The sequence below is a fragment of the Neomegalonema sp. genome, assembly GCF_028688855.1.
Lineage (GTDB): Bacteria > Pseudomonadota > Alphaproteobacteria > Rhodobacterales > Rhodobacteraceae > Neomegalonema.
Map to the genome: position 1 here is coordinate 197682 of NZ_JAQTXI010000006.1, position 15723 is coordinate 213404.

The window sequence follows — 15723 nt, forward strand, 5'->3', positions numbered from 1 at the left end:
GGAAGGCTGAAGGCCCCCCTCCGCAATCTGCAGAGGGGGGCCTTCAATTCTCGACTTTGGGGGTGAGGCCTTTATGGATCTTCATGGTTGAGATATGGTTAAGATGCGCGTCGGGATTTCGGGCGCGAGGCTCCGCGCCTCGGGACTCCGGAGCGCCGGAGACGCCTTCGCAGGGTTTTCGCGCGAAGCTTCCGGATGGATTGCGGATTCGCCGCGCAACGGCCTCAATCGCGGCGTATCCGCGAGAAAACCGAGAGCCTGCAAGGCGCTGACGGAGGGATGATGCGAAATTTCGGAAAACGGCTGGGAGCCCTGGCCCTGGGCGCGGCTCTGGCTCTGGGGACGCTCTTCGGGGCGGACAGGGCCCAGGCGGCCGAGCTGATCATGTTCGAGGATCCGGGCTGCATCTATTGCGAGCAATGGCGTCGCGAGATCGGGCCGATCTATCCGCGCACCCGCGAAGGCCAGATCGCGCCGATTCGCTTCCTGCAGAAAAGCGCGCCGCGTCCGCGCGGGCTCAACGTGGGGCCCATCGTCTATTCCCCGACCTTCGTTCTGGTCGAGCAGGGACAGGAGGTCGGCAGGATCGTCGGCTATCCGGGGCCCGAGTTCTTCTGGGGCATGCTGTCGCGGAATCTGGAGCGTCTGCCGCCTTCGGCCTTCCAGCAGAGGCCCGCGCCCCAGCCTGCGGGCTTTCCGCAGGTCCGGCCCTTCTGAGGGCGCGCCGGGTCGGGAGAGATCCGGGACAAGAACGGACGCCCCGCTTCTGGCGGGGCGTCTGCGGATCGGGCGCTCGGCGGCGCGGCCTCAGCGGCGGGCGAGCTGGTCGCGGATCTCGCGCAGCAGGACCACGTCCTCGGCGGGCGCGGGCGGCGCGGCCGGAGCGGCGGCCTCCTGACGCTTCAGCTTGTTCACGCCCTTGATGATCAGGAAGAGCACCCAGGCGACGATCAGGAACGAGATCACCGCATTGATGAACAACCCGATGTTCAGCGTGGCGGCGCCGGCGGCCTGAGCCTCCTTCAGCGAGGCGAATTCGCGTCCGCTGAGGTTGATGAAGATGTTCGAGAAGTCGATTCCGCCGGTCAGCAGGCCGATGAGCGGATTGATGATGTCGGAGACGAAGCTGTTCACGATCGAGGTGAAGGCCGCGCCGATGACGATGCCGACGCCCATGTCGATCACATTGCCCTTGACGGCGAATTCTCTGAACTCGCTGAGGATTCCCATTCTGCACTCCCTTGGTGGACGAAGCCGGGGGGCTCCGCTTCTGCGACGCCCTTCGCCAGAGCGCCGCAGTCTAGGAGTCTGAAAAACCCTCTTCAACGCCGTTCGACGTCAAATCGGGGCGATTTGGGACAGGTCGCGGCCGGAATTTCCCGGACTTGCGCCGCGACAGGACCTGAAAGGCGCATCACGCTCCGCGTGCTCTCCCGAGAAGGGAATGTTCCGTAAAGGGAAGGTCTCCGGGGCCGCGCTTCCCGCTTTCCTGCGCGCGGATCGCGCTTTAAAACGCCCCATCCGCATCGTCTTGCGAGAGCCACCGGGGGAATCCGACATGTCCGCGCCCTATGATCCGCAGAAAGCCTTCATGGTCTCCTGGGACCAGATCCACCGCGATTCGCGGGCCTTGTCCTGGCGTCTGGACGGGACGGAATGGCGGGCCATCGTGGCCGTGACCCGCGGCGGACTGGTGCCCGCCTGCATCCTGGCGCGCGAACTGAATCTGCGCGTGGTGGACACCATCGGCCTGAAGTCCTACAGCGACCAGAGCCAGGGCTCCGAGGTGCGGCTTCTGAAGGCGCCGGACGCGAAGCTCATGGGCGACGGCGAGGGAATCCTGATCGTCGACGACCTGGTGGACACGGGCAAGACTCTGGAGGTGGCGCGGCGCATGTATCCCAAGGCGCATTTCGCGACCGTCTACGCCAAGCCCAAGGGGCGGCCTCTCGTGGACACCTACATCACCGAGGTCAGCCAGGACACCTGGATCTATTTCCCCTGGGACACCGTCCCGCAATACGTCAAGCCCCTGCGCGGGACCGATTAAACTCCGCCCTCGATCCGGATGAGCGTCTGCTGGCCCAGAGCGATCAGCTCGCGGCGCTCTCCGGAGCAGGCGTGGACCTCGAGCTGGCAGATGGTCAGCGTCCGCCCCGCCTTGACCACCCGGCCCAGAGCCTCCAGCCGCTCTCCCTGCGCCGGGTTGATCAGGTTGATCTTGAACTCCACCGTCAGCACGGAGCTGTTCTCGGGGAAGGTGGTGAAGGCGGCGTAGCCGCCCGCGCTGTCGGCGACGGCCGAGGTGCCGCCCGCATGGAAATAGCCATGCTGCTGGGTCAGCTCGGGCCGGAAGGGCAGCGAGATCCGCGCGAGCCCGTAACGCGCCTCGATCAGCTCCGCCCCGAGGTGGCGCATCAGCCCCTGACGCGCGAAGCTCGCCTTGAGATCGGCTTCGATCTGCGGCGCGACGGGGTCTCCGGTCTGCGGCTTCATGGGGGCCTCCTTCCTCCTGGACGGCCGCCAGCGTAGCCGGGACTCCGCGCCCTGCGAAGAAGCTTCTCGCGGCCTCAGGCGCCCGCTTGACGGCGCTCGCGCGCCACAGCATAAGCGCGCGCATGACAGAGCTTTCGCAGATCCGCAATTTCTCCATCGTCGCGCACATCGACCATGGCAAATCCACGCTCGCCGACCGGCTCATCCAGCTGACCGGGGCGGTGGCCGAGCGCGACATGTCCGAGCAGATGCTCGACAACATGGACATCGAGAAAGAGCGGGGCATCACGATCAAGGCCCAGACCGTGCGGCTCGACTACAAGGCGAAAGACGGGCGCGACTACGTGCTCAACCTCATCGACACGCCCGGCCACGTGGATTTCTCCTACGAGGTCTCGCGCTCGATGAAGGCCGTCGAGGGCTCGCTTCTGGTCGTGGACGCCAGCCAGGGCGTCGAGGCCCAGACCCTCGCCAACGTCTATCAGGCCATCGACGCCGGACACGAGATCGTGCCGGTGCTCAACAAGATCGACCTGCCCGCCGCCGAGCCGGACCGCGTCAAGGAGCAGATCGAGGACGTCATCGGAATCGACGCCGCCGAGGCCATCGGCATCTCCGCCAAGACCGGGCTGAACATCGATCAGGTGCTCGAAGCCATCGTGACGCGTCTGCCGCCGCCCAAGGGCGACCGCGAGGCGCCGCTCAAGGCTCTGCTGGTCGATTCGTGGTATGACGCCTATCTCGGCGTGGTGGTGCTCTTCCGCGTGATGGACGGCGTGATCCGCAAGGGCATGAAGATCAAGCTGATCTCGACCAACGCGAATTACCATGTCGAGCGTCTGGGCGTCTTCCGGCCCAAGATGGAGATGATGGACGAGCTCGGCCCCGGCGAGATCGGCTTCTTCACCGCCGCCATCAAGCTCGTGCGCGACACCCGCGTCGGCGACACCATCACCGAGGAGCGCCGTCCGGCGGCGGCGCCTCTGGCGGGCTTCAAGCCTTCTCTGCCGGTGGTCTTCTGCGGCATGTTCCCCGTGGACGCCGCCGATTTCGAGCACATGCGCGACGCCATCGAGAAGCTGGCGCTCAACGATTCCAGCTTCAGCTACGAGATGGAGACTTCGGCGGCTCTGGGCTTCGGCTTCCGCTGCGGCTTCCTGGGTCTGCTGCATCTGGAGATCATCCGCGAGCGTCTGGAGCGCGAATACGACCTCGACCTGATCACCACCGCGCCTTCGGTGGTCTACAAGCTCCACATGCGCGACGGCGAGATCATCGAGATGCATAATCCGGCCGACATGCCGGACGTCATGAAGATCGAATTCATCGAAGAGCCCTGGATCAAGGCCACCATCATGGTGCCCGACGAATATCTCGGCTCGGTGCTGAAGCTCTGTCAGGACCGGCGCGGGGTTCAGATCAATCTGACCTACGCCGGAACCCGCGCGATGGCGACCTATCGCCTGCCGCTCTCCGAGGTGGTGATCGATTTCTACGACAAGCTGAAATCGGCCACCAAGGGCTACGCCAGCTTCGATTACGGCATGGACGGCTATGAAGAGGGGGATCTCGTGAAGATGCAGATCCTCGTCAACGCCGAGCCCGTGGACGCCCTTTCGGTGATCGTCCACCGCTCCCAGGCCGAGCGCCGGGGGCGCGGCATGTGCGAGAAGCTCAAGGAGCTGATCCCGCCGCACATGTTCCAGGTGCCGGTCCAGGCGGCCATCGGCGGACGCATCATCGCCCGCGAAACGATTCGCGCCCTGCGCAAGGACGTGCTCGCGAAGTGCTACGGCGGCGACATCACCCGCAAGCGCAAATTGCTCGACAAGCAGAAGGAGGGCAAGAAGCGCATGCGTCAGTTCGGCAAGGTGGACATCCCGCAGGAAGCCTTCATCAACGCGCTCAAGATCGACGACTGAGCGCGATCCGGCTGCGCGGGATCGCCGGATTCAGCGGGATCCGGTCGCGCGAAAGGGGTTCGGGGAGGAGGGAAGGCGCCTGCGGGCGCCTTTTGCCGTGGGGCGCGACGTCCTCTCCGGCGAGCGTCATTGCGCCGCACCCGATTCGGTTGCATTGCGGAACGCCGGGCCCGAGGGCCTCCCTGCGGCGGTCTTACGCAGAAAAACGTCTAAGCTTGTCGGAAAAAATCAAGCGCAATCGGCTGATTTTCCATATTGACACGCCTTGTGAGCTTGCGCGGCCACTATCCAGCGGCCTGGATCCTCGCCATAATTCCTCCATGGTTCATGAAAGGATGTCCGCCCCTGACGGGCGGGCGCGGCAGAGAAGGGAGGCGGACATGGGCGATGGATTTTTGCGCAAGCTGGCTGCGGCCGTTCTGAGCCTCGGGGCTCTGGCGGCTCCGGGCGCGCCGCCTGCGGCGGCGGAATCCTGGGAGGCGCGCTGTCAGGGCGGAGACGCCGGGCTCTGCGTGCAGATGGCGCTCGTGAACTCCGAGCGGGCGCTCGTCGCGGCCGTCTCCGAGCGCCGGACCGAACTGCGCGCCCGCAGGGCGCCCGATTCCTTCGCGGTCGAGAACGACCAGATCCAGTGGATGGCCCGCGTCCAGAACGATTGCGCCGGACGCGCCGAGCAGGCCGCGGATTTCGACCTCGCCTTCACGCAATGCCTCGCCGAGCTTTACGAGGCGCGTCTGGTCGAGGTGCGCGCCTCGCTGAACTGAGCGCGGCGCAGCCTTTTCGGGGGCTTACGATTCCTTCAGCGCTTGGGCCTTAACTTCTCCGCGAGCAGCCGCCGAGGAGAAGCGCATGAGGCGCCCCCGTCCGATCCCGAATCTCTTGAAGCCGTCGCTTCCGCGCGAGGCCCGGGCCTTGGGCGCATGAAGATTCTCTGGGTGTTTTCGAGCTTCGGCGTGGGCGGGGCGCAAAGGCGCTTCGCGGCTCTGGCGGGAGCGCTCGGGCCGGATCTGCAGCATGTCGTCAGCGCCATGGACGACCGCTATGAAGCGGAGGCCCTGATTCCGCCTTCGGCCTGGATCCGTCTGCGTCCGATCCGGGCGCGCAAGGGGCGTTTCGTCTCGATGGCCAATCTCGGCGAGTTCTCGCGGATTCTGGCGGAGGAGCGTCCGGACGTGCTCGTCACGACCAACTGGGGCGCGGTGGAATGGGCCTTCGCCGCGCGGGGCGCGACGGGGCATCTGCATTGCGAGGACGGATTCGGGCCCGACGAACGCGCGGATCGTCAGGCGGCGCGGCGGGTCTGGGGGCGACGCCTCGCCTTCCGGCGCGCGGACGCGGTTCTGGTCCCTTCGCGCGAACTGGAGCGCGTCGCCCGCGAGACCTGGCTCGTGCGGCCTTCGAAGCTGCGCTTCACGCCCAACGGCGTCGAGACGGCCCGTTTCGCCGAGGCGGGCGCGGCGCGCAGCTCTGCGGCGAACCGGCCTCTGGTGGTGGGTTCGGTGGGAGCGATGCGGCCCGAGAAGCGCTTCGACCGGCTTTTGCGGGTGTTTTCGGCTCTGGCGGCGGAGCGCGGAGACCTGCGGCTTCTGCTGGTGGGCGACGGCCCCGAGCGCCCTGCTCTGGAGGCTCTGGCGGCGAAGCTGGGGATCTCGCGGCTGGTGGAGTTCGCCGGGGCCCAAAGCGAGGTCGCGCCCTTCTACGCCCGCATGGACGCCTTCGCCCTGACCTCCGACACCGAACAGGCGCCGCTCGCGCTGATCGAGGCCATGGCTTCTGGACTTCCGGCGGCGGCGACCGACGTCGGCGACGTCTCGGCGATGTTGTCGCCTGGGAATCGGCCCTATGTGGCGCCCGTCGACGACGAGACGGGTCTTGCGCGACGTCTGGGGGCGCTGCTGGGCGACGCCGATCTGCGCGAGAGCCTCGGCGGCGCCAATGCGGCCCGCGTGGCGGCGGAATACGACGTTTCGGCCATGGCGGGGCGCTGGCGGCGCATCTTCGAGGAGATCGCGCCCGGCCGCCGCGAGAGGGCGCGGGCCTGAATCAGGCGAAGCTCTCCGGTTCGTCGTCGAAGTCCGGCAGATCCGGCGCGAGTCCCTCCATGCAGGCGCGCCGGGCGCCGACGTGGATATGGCCCCTGGGCCGGATCGCGTCGGGATCGTCCAGAGAGGCGGCCGTCAGGTCGAGCTGACCCGGCCAGCGGGCGTGACGGAAGAACAGCTGCGTCCCGCAGGCGCCGCAGAAGAGCCGCCGCCCCTCGGGCGAAGAGGCGAAGATCTCCGGCGCGCCGCGCAGGATCTCCAGATCCGCTTCGGGCAGGCTCGCCCAGAGCAGGACCGGCGCCCCGCTCGACCTCTGGCAGATCCGGCAATGACAGAAGGCGGCGTCTGCGGGCGCGACCCTGATCCGGTAGCGGATCGCGCCGCAGAGGCATCCGCCCTGACGTCCGCCCTCTGGCTCCCCGCTCATAGCGCCAGATAGGCCCATACGGGGACATGATCCGAAGGCTTCGCGCCGTCGCGCAGATCGCGGTCGATTCCGGCGCCGCGCAGCCTGTCGGCGGCCTGAGGGCTCAGCAGGATGTGGTCGATGCGGATTCCGTCGTTCTTCTCCCAGGCGCGGCGCTGGAAGTCCCAGTAGGAATATTCCGGCTCGCGCGGATGGACCGCCCGCCAGGACTCGAGCCAGCCCTGATTCAGGATCCTCCGGAAGGCCGCCCGCGATTCGGGACGCCCCAGGGCGCTTTCGCGCCAGTCCTCGGGATGGGCGGCGTCGAGATCCTGCGGAATGACGTTGAAGTCTCCAAGCAGGGCGACGGGGCGCTCTTCGCGCAGCAGATCCGCGGCGCGCTGGCGGAGGCGCTCCATCCAGGCGAGCTTGTAGGCGTATTTCGGCCCCGGCGAAGGGTCGCCGTTGGGCAGATAGAGCGCGCAGAAGCGCAAGTCCCCGCGCTCGCCGGAGACGGTCGCCTCGATCCAGCGGGCCTGTTCGTCCTCGGGATCGCCCGGCAGGCCCCGGACCACCCCAGTCACGGGCTTCTTCGAGAGGATCGCCACGCCGTTGAAGCTCTTCTGCCCGAAGGTCTCGACGTGATAGCCCAGAGCCTCGATCTCGGCGCGGGGAAACCCCTCGTCGAGGGTCTTGATCTCCTGGAGCGCGAGGGCGTCGGGGGCGGCGGCCTGAAGCCAGTCGGGCAGGGCGTGGATGCGCGCCTTGATCCCGTTGACGTTCCATGTGGCGATCTTCATCGCGGGGAGGGTCTCCTGTGACGGATTGCGGGCGCCGAGGCCTCCAGCATAGCAGAATCCGCGCGCGGAGAAACGGGTTGCTCCCTGAAAGGTCAGGCTCTAAGCAGGCGCAAAGGCCTCGGAAAGGCCGCGACAGGCCCCGATGGGGCCCGAGCAGACCGCATATGCAGGAGTCCGCCGCATGACTCGCCGTCCTCTTCTTCTCCTCGCGCTCTGCGCGACGGCTCTGGCCGCGCCCGCCCTCGCGCAGCAGCGCCCCGATCCCAACGCCGTGCAGAACCTGCTGAACCAGTTTCCGCATCTGACCGGCGCGCCGCAGCCTGCGCCCGCTCCGGCCCCGGTCCCGACGCTGGATCAGGCCCTGGGCGCCGCCATCGGGCAGGCCTTTCCGCAGCAACAGCAGCCCGCCTCGCCTCTGGCGGGGACGGTGGGTCAGCTTTTCGGCCAGCCCCAGGCGGCTCCGGCTCAGGGAGGCCTCGCGCCGCTGGACCTGCTGCTCGGCCAGCAGCAACAGCAGCTCGCGCCGCCCGCGCAGCTCTTCGGGGGCGCCTCCCTGACGGGCCAGCCCCTGGCGGACCAGGCCCTGGGCGCCCTCCTCGGCCAGCAACAGCAGCAGCTCGCGCCGCCCGCGCAGCTCTTCGGCCAGCAGGCCCAGCCCGCTTCGCCTCTGGCGGGGACGGTGGGTCAGCTGCTCGGGATTCCCCAGCAGGCTCCGCAGGGCGCCGCGCCGGGACAGCCTTTCGGACAGCCCCAGTTCCCGCAGCAGCCTCCGGCGGCCTGGCCCGCGCCTCAGGGCCAGCAGCTTCAGGCGCCGCAGCCGCTCTTCCCGCCGCCGAGCCAGACCGCGCCTTATCCGGCGCCGGCGCCTCAGCCGAACTCGACCTATCTGGGCGGCGCCTCCGCTCCGGCCCCGGCTCCTGCGCCCGTGGCGGCGGCTGCGCCCGCCCGCAGCTTCTTCGGCTTTCCGCGCTACGCCCGCGTGAGCGGCGTGCCTGCGAACGACACGCTGAAGGTCCGGGCCGAGCCGAGGGCTCAGGCGCAGCAGCTCGGCGAATTGCGCCCCGAGTCCAACACCCTCGAAGTGCTGGAGACCAACGCCGACGAAAGCTGGAGCCGCATCCTCTGGCAGGGCGGCGACGCCTGGGTCTCCTCGCGCTACCTCTCGCCGGTGGAGCCCGCGCGCATCCGCGGATCCCGCGCGCCCGTCGGGCTGCACTGCTCGGGGACGGAGCCCTTCTGGAGCCTGAAGATCGAGGACGAGCGCACGCTCTCCTTCTCCTCGCCGGAGAATCCGGCTGGAACGCGGCTGGGGCTCTCCTCGGTCTCGCCCTCGCCGAACGGCGACGCGACCCTGTTCAACGCCCTTCCGGCGGGCCCTGAGCGCTTCACGGCGATCATCGCCCCGGCCCAGTGCTCCGACGGCATGAGCGAAGCGACCTACGGCTGGCGCGTGGACCTCATCCGCGCGCTGGAAGGCCCCGGCGCTCCGCCGCCGAGCCTCTTCGGCGGCTGCTGCCGTCTGCCTTCCTGAGACGCGAAACCCCGGAGCTTGCGGCTCCGGGGTTTCTGAAGTTCAGACGCCGTCCGGATCTCCGGGCGGCGTCTCGCGTTTATGGGCCTCGTGATCGCGCAGGGCCTTGGCGGCGCGGGCCTCTTCGAGCGCGGCCTCCGCCTTGCCGCGCCCATGCAGCGCGGCGTTGGCGTCGGCGGCCTGCTTCGCCTCCTTGCGCGCCCGATCCTTCCGGACGCGCCGCAGGTTCACAATTTCAGCCATGCGAAATCAGTCGCCCGGCGAGATCATCAGCTCGGGACGCACCACCCGATCGAAGGTCTCGCCGTCGACGAGGCCCATGGCGATGGCTTCGTCGCGCAGATTGGTGCCCTTCTTGTGGGCCGTCTTGGCGAGCTTGGCGCAATTGTCGTAGCCGATCACCGGCGCCAGCGCCGTCACCAGCATGAGGCTCTCGCGCATGAGCTGGTCGATGCGGCCGCGGTTGGCCTCGGTGCCGACCACGCAATGGTCGGTGAAGCTGCGGGCGGCGTCGCCGATGAGGGTCATCGACTGGAGCAGCGCGTAGATCATGCCGGGGTTGTAGACGTTGAGCTCGAAATGGCCCTGGCTGCCCGCCATGGCGATGGCCGTGTTGTTGCCGATCACCTGACAGCAGGCCATGGTCATGGCCTCGCACTGGGTGGGGTTGACCTTGCCGGGCATGATCGAGCTTCCGGGCTCGTTCTCGGGGAGCAGCAGCTCGCCGAGGCCCGAGCGCGGGCCGGAGCCGAGCAGGCGGAAGTCGTTGGCGATCTTGAACAGCGAGGCCGCGACCACCGTCACCGCGCCGGACATCTCGACGATGGCGTCGTGAGCGGCCAGAGCCTCGAACTTGTTGGGCGCCGTGACGAAGGGATGGCCGGTCAGATCGGCGATGCGCGCGGCCACGGCCTCGGCGAAGCCCGGCTTGGCGTTGAGCCCCGTGCCGACGGCGGTGCCGCCCTGAGCCAGCGGATGGAGATTCTTCAGCGCGGTCTCGATGCGGCCGATTCCCTGCCTCACCTGCCAGGCGTAGCCGCTGAACTCCTGCCCGAGGGTGAGGGGCGTGGCGTCCTGAGTGTGGGTGCGGCCGATCTTGATGATGTCCTTGAATTCCTCGGACTTGGCCTCCAGCGCCGCGAGCAGCTTGCGCAGGCCCGGCAGAAGCACGTCATGGGCGGTGGAGACCGCCGCCACATGCATGGCCGTCGGATAGGTGTCGTTGGAGCTCTGCGAGCGGTTCACGTGGTCGTTGGGGTGGACCGGCTTCTTGGAGCCCATCACGCCGCCGAGCATCTCGATGGCGCGGTTGGAGATGACTTCATTGGCGTTCATGTTGGTCTGGGTGCCCGATCCCGTCTGCCAGACGGCGAGGGGGAAATGGGCGTCCAGCTTGCCGTCGATCACTTCCTGAGCGGCGGCCTGAATGGTCTTCGAGAGCTCCGGATCGAGGTTGCCGAGGGCTTCGTTGGCCTGGGCGGCGGCCTTCTTGATCACGCCGAGGGCGCGCACCACCGCGATGGGCTGTTTTTCCCAGCCGATGTCGAAATTCTGGAGGCTGCGCTGGGTCTGCGCGCCCCAATAGACGCTGGCGTCGACGTCGATGGGGCCGAAGGTGTCGGTTTCGGTGCGCGTGGCGGCCATGGATCGGAGACTCCCTGAGCGAAGGACGAAGGCCCCCCAGATCAGGAGACCCTCAGCCGGATGAAGGCTGTATAGAGCGGCTTCCGAAAACTTGGAACTGGTTTCAGACCGAATCTTGCGCGGCTGAAATCCCTCTTGGCGAAAGCGGCTCCGGGGGCCTATCTCTGGCGGCCTCGCGCTTCAGATGAGGAAAAACCGCCATGTCCAGGCCCGTCCTGCGTTTCGCGCCTTCTCCGACGGGGCGTCTGCATGTGGGCAATCTGCGTGTGGCGCTGATGAACTGGCTCTACGCCCGCAAGACGGGCGGCGAATTCATCCTGCGCATCGACGACACCGACAGGGAGCGCTCCCGCGAGGAGCATGTGGAGGCCATCCGCCGCGATCTCGCATGGCTCGGGCTGGACTGGGACCGTCATGAGCGCCAGTCCCTGCGCCTCGACCGCTACGCCGAAGCCGCCGGGAAGCTCCGCGCGGAGGGGAGGCTCTACGAGGCCTTCGAGACTCCCGCCGAACTGGACCTCAAGCGCAAGAGCCTGCTGGCGCGGGGCCTGCCGCCGGTCTACGACCGCGCCGCGTTGAAGCTCTCGCCCGAGGCGAAGGCCGCCCTGCGCGCCGAGGGCCGGGCGCCGCATGAACGCTTCCTGCTGGACCGTCGGCGCACCGGCTGGGCGGATCTCTCGCGCGGCGCCGTGGAGATCGACACGGGGTCGCTGTCGGACCCGGTGCTGCTCAAGGAGGACGGCGCGCCGCTCTACACCTTCGCCTCGGTGGTGGACGACGCCGAGATGGGCGTGACTCATGTGATCCGCGGCGAGGACCATGTCGCCAATACGGCGCCTCAGATCCAGATCGCCGAGGCTCTGGGCTTCGCGCCTCCGGCCTATGCGCATATGGCCATGATGGTGGGCGCGGGAGGGCTGAAGCTCTCCAAGCGCACCGGCTCGCTCTCGGTGGAGGATCTGCGCGAGGCCGGGCTCGAGCCTCAGGCGGTGCTGTCGCTTCTGGCGCGTCTGGGCTCGGCGGATCCGGTGGAGCCGCGCCTGAGCCTCGCGGAGATGGTCGAGGGCTTCGACCTCGGCCGTTTCGGACGCGCTCCCGCCCATTTCGATCCGGCGGATCTCGATCTTCTGAACGCGAAGATCCTGCACGCCTTGCCCCATGAGGCGGCGGAGTCCCGGCTGAAGGCCCTCGGCCTGACGGATCCGGCGCTCTGGCATGGGCTGCGGCCCAACCTCGGCAAGCTGGAGGAGGTCGCGCCCTGGCTGGAGATCCTCGCGGGGCGCCGCCCCGAGCCGGAGGAGATGAACGACGAGGATCGCCTCTTCGCGCGCGAGGCCCTCGCCGCCCTGCCGCCGCTTCCCTGGGACTCCGGGACCTGGAAGGCCTGGACCGAGGCCGAGAAGGCCCGGACGGGCCGCAAGGGCAAGGCGCTGTTCATGCCTCTGCGTCTGGCTCTGACGGGCCGCGCCCATGGTCCGGACATGTCCGCGCTTCTGCCTTTCTTCACGGCGGTTCCGCCCGCGCCCTGAAGGGGACTGAGGCGGGGCTGACGCGGGAGGGGCTTTCCTGCGGCTGGTTCGTCTGATATAGAAGACGAATGAACATCATTTCAGACGATCCGGAGGCGCGCCTCGCGCGGCGCATCCGTCTGGAGCGCGAGGCGCGCGGCTGGTCTCTGGCGGATCTGGCGCGGGCCTCCGAGGTCTCCAAGGCGGCGATCAGCAAGATCGAGCGCGGCGAGGTCAGCCCGACGGCGGGCGTGCTGCTGCGTCTGGCGACGGCTTTCGGCCTGACCCTGGCGGGGCTTCTGCTGCGGGCGGAGGGCGATTCCAGCCGTCTGGCGCGCCTCGAGGACCAGCCGCTCTGGCGAGACCCCGAGACGGGGTATCTGCGTCGTCAGATCTTCCACCGGCCCGACCATCCTCTGGAGATGGTGGAGACGACGCTTCCTCCTGGCGCGCGGGTCGTGCTTCCGGCTTCGTCCCATGTGCGGATCCGGCAGATCCTGCGGGTGGTTTCGGGGCGTCTGAGCCTGACCGAGGGCGGCGAGACCCATGACCTCGGGCCGGGCGACCGTCTGGCCTTCGGGGCCCCCGCCGAGACCACCTTCCACAACGCCGCCGCCGAGCCTTGCGTCTATCTCGTCATCCTTGTCCGGAGTTGAGCGCCATGGCGCCTTGCGCGATCCGACCTGTCTGCGAAGCCCATCTCGAAGCCCTGAGCGCCCTGCTGATCGAGGCCGTGGCGGGCGGCGGTTCGGTCAGCTTCATGGATCCGCTCGCGCCGGAGGAGGCCCGGGCCTTCTGGTCGGGGGCTCTGGCTTCGGCGGCGCGGGGCGAGCGCGTGATTCTCGGCGCCTTCTCCGGCGAGGAGCTGGCGGGGACGGCGAGTCTCTTTCTGGATCTGCCGCCGAATCAGCCCCATCGCGCCGAGATCGGCAAGCTTCTGACGGCCCAGGCTTGGCGCGGGCGAGGGATCGCCTCGGCGCTCATGGCCGCCGTCGAGGCGGAGGCGCTCCGGCGCGGGCGCTGGCTGATCCTGCTCGACACGGCGGAGGAGGGCGGCGCGGCGGAGCTTTACGAGAAGCTCGGCTATCGGCGCGCGGGGCTGATCCCGGATTACGCCTTCAAGCCGCAGGGCGGCCTGACGGGAACGATCCTGCTCTGGAAGCGCCTCGCCCCGGCGGACTGAGCCTCAGACGGCGGGGGCGGTTCTGGCGACCGGCTGCGGATCGAGAATCGGCTCGGTGAGCTTGATCATCAGCCGCAAGGCGGCTTCGCGGGCTTCGGGATCGTCGGGAGCCTCGAATTCGGCCAGCTCCAGCCCCTCGACGCGATTGGCCGGGATCGCTTCGAGGATCGCCTTGAGCCGATCCGGCGCGAGGCCCTGATTCACCTTGTAGGCGGCGGGCACATGCCCGGGCTCCAGCACGTCCCAGTCGATGTGCAGCCAGAGCGGCGCGCCGCCCGCCCATTGCGCCACGGCTTCCGGCGTGGCGGTGCGCGGCGGCAGGATGGTCACGCCCGCCTGAGTGAGAAGTTCGGATTCGGCGGGGTCCACGTCGCGCGCCCCGACGATCAGCAGATTGCGCGGGCTGACGCCGCCGCCGACCTCGGTCTTCCAGAGCCCGCAGGCGCCCGCCAGCACCATCCCGCCGAGATAGCCGCTGCGGGTGGTCTCGGGAGTGTTGAAGTCGCCATGGGCGTCGAACCAGAGGATCTTGGCCGCCGGACGCTTGCGCGCCACCACCGGCAGGCTGGCCAGACTGGCCACGCAGCTGTTGGCGATCATGAGCGGCTTGCGGCCCGCTTCGAGGCTCTGCGAGACGGCGTTCTGCAGGGAGGTCAGCGTCTCGCGCGACTGGGCCAGCGCGTGGCTCCAGCCGTCCGCGCTGTTGGGATAGGGCGTGCCGAGCTTGCGCGTCCGCAAGCCGTAGCGACGCGCGAAGCGCTCGCCGGCGAGGCGGGCGCCGAGCAGGGCGTGCGGGCTCCGGTCGGCGAGACGGCCCTGCGAGACGATGAGATCGTAATCCATGGGGGGCAGGCTAATCCGGCCCCGAGCCGAAGGCAAGCGCGCCGCGTGGCGAAATGCTCCGGCTTCGGGGGGAATTCCTCAAGGATATCAGGCGGCTTTCTCCAGCTCCGCGACCTCTTCGTCGGTGAAGACGCGGCTGCGGGTCAGGAAGCGGACTCCTTCGGGCGCTTCGAGCGAGAATCCCGAGCCGCGGCCGGGCGTCACGTCGATGAGAAGCTGGGTGTGCTTCCAGTATTCGAACTGCGATTCGCTCATGAAGAACTCGCAGCCGCCGATTTCGCCCAGCTTCACGTCGCTGCCGCCGATGCGGAATTCGCCCTTCGGATAGCACATCGGCGCCGATCCGTCGCAGCAGCCGCCCGACTGATGGAACATCAGATCGCCGTGAATCGCGCGCAGCTTGTCGATCAGCGCGAGCGCGGCCTCGGTGGCCAGAACCCGTTCGACCATTGGCTTTCCCTCCCGGAATGACGTCTGGAATGATGAGCTTCCGCCTCCCGCATATGGGGCGGGAGTCTCCTTCTTCAAAGACCGAAACCCGGCCGGGGCTCGCCCGACCGGGTTTCAAGCTTGGCGCGGGATTTCGCCCGCGCCGGGTCCGAGGAGCCCGATCAGAAGAAGCCGAGGGCCTTCGGGCTGTAGCTGACGAGCAGGTTCTTGGTCTGCTGGTAGTGGTCGAGCATCATCTTGTGGTTCTCGCGGCCGATGCCCGACTGCTTGTAGCCGCCGAAGGCCGCGTGGGCCGGGTAGGCGTGGTAGCAGTTGGTCCAGACGCGGCCGGCCTGGATGGCGCGGCCCGCGCGGTAGGCCTGGGTTCCGTTGCGGCTCCAGACGCCGGCGCCGAGCCCGTAGAGGGTGTCGTTGGCGATGGAGATGGCGTCGTCGAAGTCCTTGAAGGTCGTGACCGAGACGACCGGCCCGAAGATCTCCTCCTGGAAGACGCGCATCTTGTTGTGGCCGCGCAGCACGGTCGGCTGGACGTAGTAGCCGGTCGAGAGCTCGCCTTCGAGATTGGCGCGTCCGCCGCCGGTCAGCACTTCCGCGCCTTCCTTGCGGCCGATGTCGATGTAGGAGAGGATCTTCTCGAGCTGGTCGTTGGAGGCCTGGGCGCCGATCATGGTGGTCGGATCGAGCGGGTGGCCCTGCTTGATCTTGTTCACGCGGGCGACGGCGCGCTCGATGAAGCGGTCGAAGATCGATTCCTGAACCAGCACGCGGCTGGGGCAGGTGCAGACTTCGCCCTGGTTCAGCGCGAAGAGCGCGAAGCCTACGAGGGCCTTGTCGAAGTAGTCGTCGTCCTCGTCCATCACGTCGGCGAAGAAGACGTTCGGCGACTTGCCGCCCAGCT

The 15723-nt window shown here is 68.2% G+C and carries 17 protein-coding genes and 1 pseudogene; 9 read left to right on the forward strand and 9 right to left on the reverse strand.

Annotation, left to right across the window (positions count from 1 at the left end; translation table 11 throughout):
* Positions 1-282 precede the first annotated feature (282 nt).
* Complete coding sequence (locus PHN62_RS06800; RefSeq protein WP_300148123.1) at positions 283-717, forward strand: hypothetical protein; 435 nt, start codon at positions 283-285, stop codon at positions 715-717.
* Between the two features lie 90 nt (positions 718-807).
* Here the strand turns inward: PHN62_RS06800 and mscL are convergent, their stop codons facing one another.
* The gene (mscL, locus tag PHN62_RS06805) at positions 808-1230 is read right to left on the reverse strand and encodes a large conductance mechanosensitive channel protein MscL (RefSeq protein WP_300148126.1); all 423 of its coding nucleotides are present in this window, start codon (positions 1228-1230) and stop codon (positions 808-810) included.
* 328 nt (positions 1231-1558) lie between these two features.
* On the opposite strand from mscL, the gene gpt reads away from it, so the two are divergent.
* Positions 1559-2050: a xanthine phosphoribosyltransferase gene (gene gpt, locus PHN62_RS06810; protein WP_300148129.1), complete on the forward strand. Its 492-nt coding sequence runs from the start codon at positions 1559-1561 to the stop codon at positions 2048-2050.
* Here the strand turns inward: gpt and PHN62_RS06815 are convergent.
* Entirely contained in the window at positions 2047-2496 is a 450-nt protein-coding gene (locus PHN62_RS06815) for a PaaI family thioesterase (protein WP_300148132.1), read from the reverse strand. The genes gpt and PHN62_RS06815 overlap by 4 nt on opposite strands.
* A 122-nt stretch (positions 2497-2618) precedes the next feature.
* Here PHN62_RS06815 and lepA point away from each other — a divergent pair, with 122 nt between their 5' ends.
* The 3 genes from lepA to PHN62_RS06830 all read left to right on the forward strand — a co-directional run bounded on the left by lepA (position 2619) and on the right by PHN62_RS06830 (position 6460).
* Positions 2619-4418: a translation elongation factor 4 gene (lepA, locus tag PHN62_RS06820; protein WP_300148135.1), complete on the forward strand. Its 1800-nt coding sequence runs from the start codon at positions 2619-2621 to the stop codon at positions 4416-4418.
* Between the two features lie 380 nt (positions 4419-4798).
* Positions 4799-5182 (forward strand): hypothetical protein, encoded by a 384-nt coding sequence (locus PHN62_RS06825; RefSeq protein ID WP_300148138.1) that lies wholly within the window; start codon positions 4799-4801, stop codon positions 5180-5182.
* A 156-nt stretch (positions 5183-5338) separates the two neighbouring features.
* Entirely contained in the window at positions 5339-6460 is a 1122-nt protein-coding gene (locus tag PHN62_RS06830) for a glycosyltransferase family 4 protein (protein ID WP_300148141.1), read from the forward strand.
* A gap of 1 nt (position 6461) precedes the next feature.
* Here the strand turns inward: PHN62_RS06830 and PHN62_RS06835 are convergent, their stop codons facing one another.
* Both PHN62_RS06835 and xth read right to left on the reverse strand, forming a co-directional pair.
* Positions 6462-6887, reverse strand: coding sequence for a GFA family protein (locus tag PHN62_RS06835; protein WP_300148143.1), 426 nt, complete (start codon positions 6885-6887; stop codon positions 6462-6464).
* Positions 6884-7666 (reverse strand): exodeoxyribonuclease III, encoded by a 783-nt coding sequence (gene xth, locus PHN62_RS06840; RefSeq protein ID WP_300148145.1) that lies wholly within the window; start codon positions 7664-7666, stop codon positions 6884-6886. Before xth ends, PHN62_RS06835 begins: the two co-directional genes overlap by 4 nt.
* A gap of 181 nt (positions 7667-7847) precedes the next feature.
* On the opposite strand from xth, the gene PHN62_RS06845 reads away from it, so the two are divergent.
* Positions 7848-9197: an SH3 domain-containing protein gene (locus tag PHN62_RS06845; RefSeq protein ID WP_300148147.1), complete on the forward strand. Its 1350-nt coding sequence runs from the start codon at positions 7848-7850 to the stop codon at positions 9195-9197.
* A gap of 42 nt (positions 9198-9239) precedes the next feature.
* On the opposite strand, the gene PHN62_RS06850 is transcribed toward PHN62_RS06845, so the two are convergent.
* Complete coding sequence (locus PHN62_RS06850) at positions 9240-9440, reverse strand: DUF4169 family protein (protein WP_300148150.1); 201 nt, start codon at positions 9438-9440, stop codon at positions 9240-9242.
* A 6-nt stretch (positions 9441-9446) separates the two neighbouring features.
* Complete coding sequence (fumC, locus tag PHN62_RS06855) at positions 9447-10841, reverse strand: class II fumarate hydratase (RefSeq protein WP_300148152.1); 1395 nt, start codon at positions 10839-10841, stop codon at positions 9447-9449.
* A gap of 200 nt (positions 10842-11041) precedes the next feature.
* Here fumC and gltX point away from each other — a divergent pair, with 200 nt between their 5' ends.
* The 3 genes from gltX (at position 11042) to PHN62_RS06870 (ending at position 13532) form a co-directional block, all read left to right on the forward strand.
* Positions 11042-12370, forward strand: a complete 1329-nt coding sequence (gene gltX, locus PHN62_RS06860) for a glutamate--tRNA ligase (RefSeq protein ID WP_300148155.1) — start codon at positions 11042-11044, stop codon at positions 12368-12370.
* A 68-nt stretch (positions 12371-12438) separates the two neighbouring features.
* Positions 12439-13005: an XRE family transcriptional regulator gene (locus PHN62_RS06865; protein ID WP_300148156.1), complete on the forward strand. Its 567-nt coding sequence runs from the start codon at positions 12439-12441 to the stop codon at positions 13003-13005.
* A gap of 5 nt (positions 13006-13010) precedes the next feature.
* The gene (locus PHN62_RS06870) at positions 13011-13532 is read left to right on the forward strand and encodes a GNAT family N-acetyltransferase (RefSeq protein ID WP_300148159.1); all 522 of its coding nucleotides are present in this window, start codon (positions 13011-13013) and stop codon (positions 13530-13532) included.
* Positions 13533-13535: 3 nt separating this feature from the next.
* On the opposite strand, the gene PHN62_RS06875 is transcribed toward PHN62_RS06870, so the two are convergent.
* From PHN62_RS06875 to adh, 3 genes and pseudogenes are all read right to left on the reverse strand, one after another.
* Positions 13536-14375, reverse strand: a complete 840-nt coding sequence (locus PHN62_RS06875) for an arginase family protein (protein WP_300148161.1) — start codon at positions 14373-14375, stop codon at positions 13536-13538.
* A gap of 87 nt (positions 14376-14462) precedes the next feature.
* Complete coding sequence (locus tag PHN62_RS06880; protein WP_300148164.1) at positions 14463-14825, reverse strand: DUF779 domain-containing protein; 363 nt, start codon at positions 14823-14825, stop codon at positions 14463-14465.
* 161 nt (positions 14826-14986) lie between these two features.
* Positions 14987-15723: pseudogene (gene adh, locus PHN62_RS06885) on the reverse strand (aldehyde dehydrogenase); the annotation flags it as partial.